Raw genomic sequence first — 3911 nt, forward strand, 5'->3', positions numbered from 1 at the left:
GGAGACGGGGCGGTCGGAGATCTCGCCGGTGCCGACGCTCCCCCCCCTAAGCAGCGACGGCCGTCCGCTCGCGGATCGGCGCCACTGTGAGGGTTGCGAGGGCCACGAGCACGAGTGCGGCTCCCCAGACGAGCTGATACCCGCCGGTCGTCGAGACCACAACCGCAGCGAGCGCCGGCGCCAGCGCCTGACCGAGGTTCATGGCGACGATGGCGAGTCCGAGATCTCCCCCTGCGCGCGCCGGATCCGGGAGCACGTCGATGAACATCGCGTTGTCGACCGGCAGATAGATGCCGAAGGCGAGACCCGTGATGATCACCTGGGCGAAGAGCGCCGGCAGCGTCGGCGAGATCAGGGGGATCGCCATCGACACGGCCATGAGCAGCGATGCGACTACGATGAACGGCTTGCGACGGCCGACGCGGTCGGAGAGTCGACCCGAGATCGCCACCGCGATGAGCGTGAAGGGGATGCCCGCGAGCCCGAGGATCGGGACCATGGCCGATGCCTCGGCGGCGCTGAGCGCCGGGGAGATGTAGCTCTGCAGCATGTAGAGGTTGAGTACCGTCGACGTGCTGTAGCCGAAGAAGAAGAGGACCCGGGAGATCCACAGCCACCGGTAGTTGCGGGCCTTGAGAGCGCTCGCGTAGCCGAGCAGGAAGGGCTTCCAGGCGAAGGGCTCACGCTCGACGTCGACGGAAGACGCATCACGGTTGCGGGTGACGAAGAGGACCGTCGCGATCGCCACGAGCAGGCCGAGGATCAGATAGAAGTCCAGCCCGACGAGTCCGAAGAGGGCCCCGGCGCCGATGCCACCGAGGATGCCGCCGATGATCGCGCCCATGCTCGTCCACGACGTCACGCGGCCGCGCCGGTCGCGCGGCACCCGGTCGGCGACCGTGGCTTGCAGCGGATTGCCCGCGACGTTGAGCGCCAGCTCGGCGGCAGACCACAGCACGACGAGCACCACGAGCGAAGGAGCGTAGCGGACGGCGACCAGCAGCACGGCGCCGAGGAGTCCCGCGTAGAGGATCCAGGGTGCTCGACGCCCCAGGCGGGAGCGCGTGCGGTCGGAGAGCACTCCGATGACCGGCTGGAGGATCATCACGATGATGGCGCTGGTCGTGGTGACCAACGCGAGCCCGTTCGCTCGAGCCGCCTCGAAGTTCGAGAGCAGGGCCAGCTGTCGTGTCTGTTCCGCGGTCGGCGTGACGTCCCCAGCTGCGACAGCGCGGCCGAGCTCGGTGAGAGCCTGCAGGTCGACGCCGGCGTCTGCGCCGCTGAAGAAAGATCCGAACTCGAGCATCTGGATCTGATTCGGCATGAGGATGCCGTTCGTCGCCGCCCAGACTGCCGAGACGGCCAGGGAGAGCAGCAGGTACCAGCGGATGTATCGAGACAGCGGCTTCTTCGAGTCGTAGTGCACACCGATGTTCGAGGTCCACCGGGATTCCTCACCGGTGGGATGCGTGATCTGCTCGCTCATGATCGCGGCTTCCCCCGCTGTGCTTTCGTCATCGAAGTCTCCAGACCGTCTCACTGTTGAGACAGTTACATCAAATCAGAGATCAGTGAATTCGGCAACCGATTGCCAATCGAAGGTGAAGGCCTGCTCCGATCGCCAGCCGACGCTCAGCTGCGAGGAGCGGAGCCCGTGCTCCCTCGCACGATGAGGGTCGTCGCGAGAGGGTCGTCGCTCACCGGTTCGGTCGCATCACCCAGAGCTTCGAGGACCTTGCCGACGGCACGCTCCCCCGCGAGCTGCAGCTGGGCGCGCACGGTGGTCAGCGCGGGGACGATGAGCTCGCTGCCGAAGATGTCGTCGAACCCCGCGATGCTCAGCTCGTCGGGCACGAGGATTCCGGCGGTGGACGCGGCTTGGATCAGGCCGATCGCCATCAGGTCATTGAAGGCGATCACCGCGGTCGCGCGCGACGCCTGCACCCGGCGGAGCGCCTCGCGACCGCCCTCGATCGTCGGTGTGTGCGGGCCGATCTCGACGACCGCCAGGCTGAGGCGCTCGGCGGCGTCGAGCATCGCTTCCCACCGTCGTCGGCTGATCCACGATGTCTCGGGGCCGGAGAGGTACGCGATCGAACGGTGACCGAGGTCGGCGAGATGCGCGACGAGATCCGAGACGCCCTGCTCCACCTCGGGAAGGACACCGACGACACCGTCGACCTGACGATTGATGAGGATGACGGGTTTGCGCTCCGCCAGCCGCAGGATCCGCTCATCCGCGAGACGTGTTGTCGCCAGGATCAGGCCGTCGACGCTCGGCAGCAGTCGCGAGACCGCCTCAGCTTCCGCTTCACCGGACTCCTGCGACTCGGCGATCACCAGCGTGTATCCCGCGGCCGCGGCGGTGTGCTCGGCACCGCGGACGATCCCGAAGATGACGGGGTTCGTGATGTCGGCGACCATCAACCCGATCGTGTGGCTGCGCCCGGTCGGCAGGGCACGCGCCATCGGGTTGAACTGGAAGTCCAGGCGGTCGGCGGCGAGACGGATCCTCTCCTCCGTCTTCTTACTGATGCGACCGGGTTTGCTGAGCGCGCGCGACACCGTCGACGGGTTCACGCCCGCAAGCTCCGCGATGTCGTAGATGGTCGCGGCGCCGCCGCGGCGCCTGATGCGCTCCGCGAGTTCGCCGGGCAGATCGTCGTCCATGGTTCCTCCCAGCTCCCAGCGTGTCATGGCCGGTGCGATTCGAGCCATTCGACGGCGGCGCGGGCGAGTTCCGCGGGCGGGCGACCCACATCGACGACGACCGCGACCTCGTCGGCGTCGAGCGCTTCGAGGGTGTCGAGCTGCGAGCGAAGGAGAGAAGGAGGCATGAAGTGGTCTGTCCGGCCGGCCGCGCGTTCGGCGAGCAGAGCGTCGTCGCCGTGCAGGTGCACGAACACGACGCCCGGCACCCGCTCGCGAATCCGATCCCGGTAGACCCGCCGCAGAGCCGAGCACGCGATCACCGCCCCCGATGCCGACCGCGCGGCGAGTTCATCGCTCACGCGGTCGAGCCACGGCATCCGGTCGTCATCCGTCAGCGGTGTGCCCGCACTCATCTTCGCCCGATTGGACGCCGGATGCAGGTCGTCCGCATCGAGGAACTCGACGTCCAGATCTGTCGCGAGCAGCCGCCCCACGGTCGACTTGCCCGCGGCCGACACCCCCATCACCACGATCTGGGGCGATGCGTGTGCGCTCACCAGTCGTGGACGGTGCCGTCGAGCAACCGGTTGTAGGGCAGGTACGCCTGCTCGTACGGGTACTTGCCCGCCTCGTCGACGTCGAGCTCGACGCCGAGACCGGGCTTGTCGCCGGGATGCAGGTAGCCGTCGGTCCAGGTGAACGACTGCTGGAACACCTGGTCGGTGCGCGAGCCGTGCTGCATGTACTCCTGGATGCCGAAGTTGTGGATCGCAAGCCCCAGATGCATCGCCGCCGCCATGCCCACCGGCGAGATGTCGGTCGGCCCGTGCATCCCCGACTTGATCTGGTACATCGCGGCATAGTCGAGCGTCTTCTTCAGGGCGCTGATGCCGCCCATGTGCGTGACGGCCCCGCGGACGTAGTCGATGAGCTGATCGCGGATGATGTCCTTGAAGTCCCAGACCGTGTTGAAGATCTCGCCGATCGCCAGCGGCGTCGTGGTGTGCTGACGCACGAGGCGCAGCGCCTCCTGGTTCTCGGCCGGCGTGCAGTCCTCGAGCCAGAACAGGTCATAGGGCTCGAGGTCCTTGCCGAGTCGTGCGGCCTGGATCGGCGTCATACGGTGGTGGCCGTCATGCAGCAGCGGGATGTCGGGACCGAACTCGTTGCGCACGGCCTCGAAAACACCCGGCAGGTGGTTCAGGTACGCACGGGTATCCCAGTCCTCCCCCACCGGCCTCGCCCCACGGCGGGCCGGC

4 protein-coding genes are annotated in these 3911 nt (G+C 67.6%); all 4 read right to left on the reverse strand.

Annotated elements, in window-relative coordinates:
* Positions 1-46 precede the first annotated feature (46 nt).
* Positions 47-1486, reverse strand: a complete 1440-nt coding sequence (locus tag J7E68_RS10985) for an MFS transporter (RefSeq protein WP_215172544.1) — start codon at positions 1484-1486, stop codon at positions 47-49.
* 146 nt (positions 1487-1632) lie between these two features.
* Complete coding sequence (locus J7E68_RS10990; RefSeq protein WP_251048900.1) at positions 1633-2697, reverse strand: LacI family DNA-binding transcriptional regulator; 1065 nt, start codon at positions 2695-2697, stop codon at positions 1633-1635.
* On the reverse strand, positions 2694-3209 hold the full coding sequence (locus J7E68_RS10995) for a gluconokinase (RefSeq protein WP_311416816.1): 516 nt from the start codon (positions 3207-3209) through the stop codon (positions 2694-2696). Before J7E68_RS10995 ends, J7E68_RS10990 begins: the two co-directional genes overlap by 4 nt.
* A partial coding sequence (locus J7E68_RS11000) for an enolase C-terminal domain-like protein (RefSeq protein WP_285225205.1) occupies positions 3206-3911 on the reverse strand: 706 nt, incomplete at its 5' end. The genes J7E68_RS11000 and J7E68_RS10995, both read right to left, overlap by 4 nt.

It is taken from the genome of Microbacterium sp. ISL-103 (assembly GCF_018613995.1).
Taxonomy (GTDB): Bacteria; Actinomycetota; Actinomycetes; order Actinomycetales; family Microbacteriaceae; genus Microbacterium.

What these genes read in the sequence shown, in the direction of transcription:
- J7E68_RS10985 (WP_215172544.1), bottom strand. Translation starts at nt 1,486, where the DNA reads ATGAGCGAGCAGATCACGCATCCCACCGGTGAGGAATCCCGGTGGACC.
- J7E68_RS10990 (WP_251048900.1), bottom strand. Translation starts at nt 2,697, where the DNA reads ATGACACGCTGGGAGCTGGGAGGAACCATGGACGACGATCTGCCCGGC.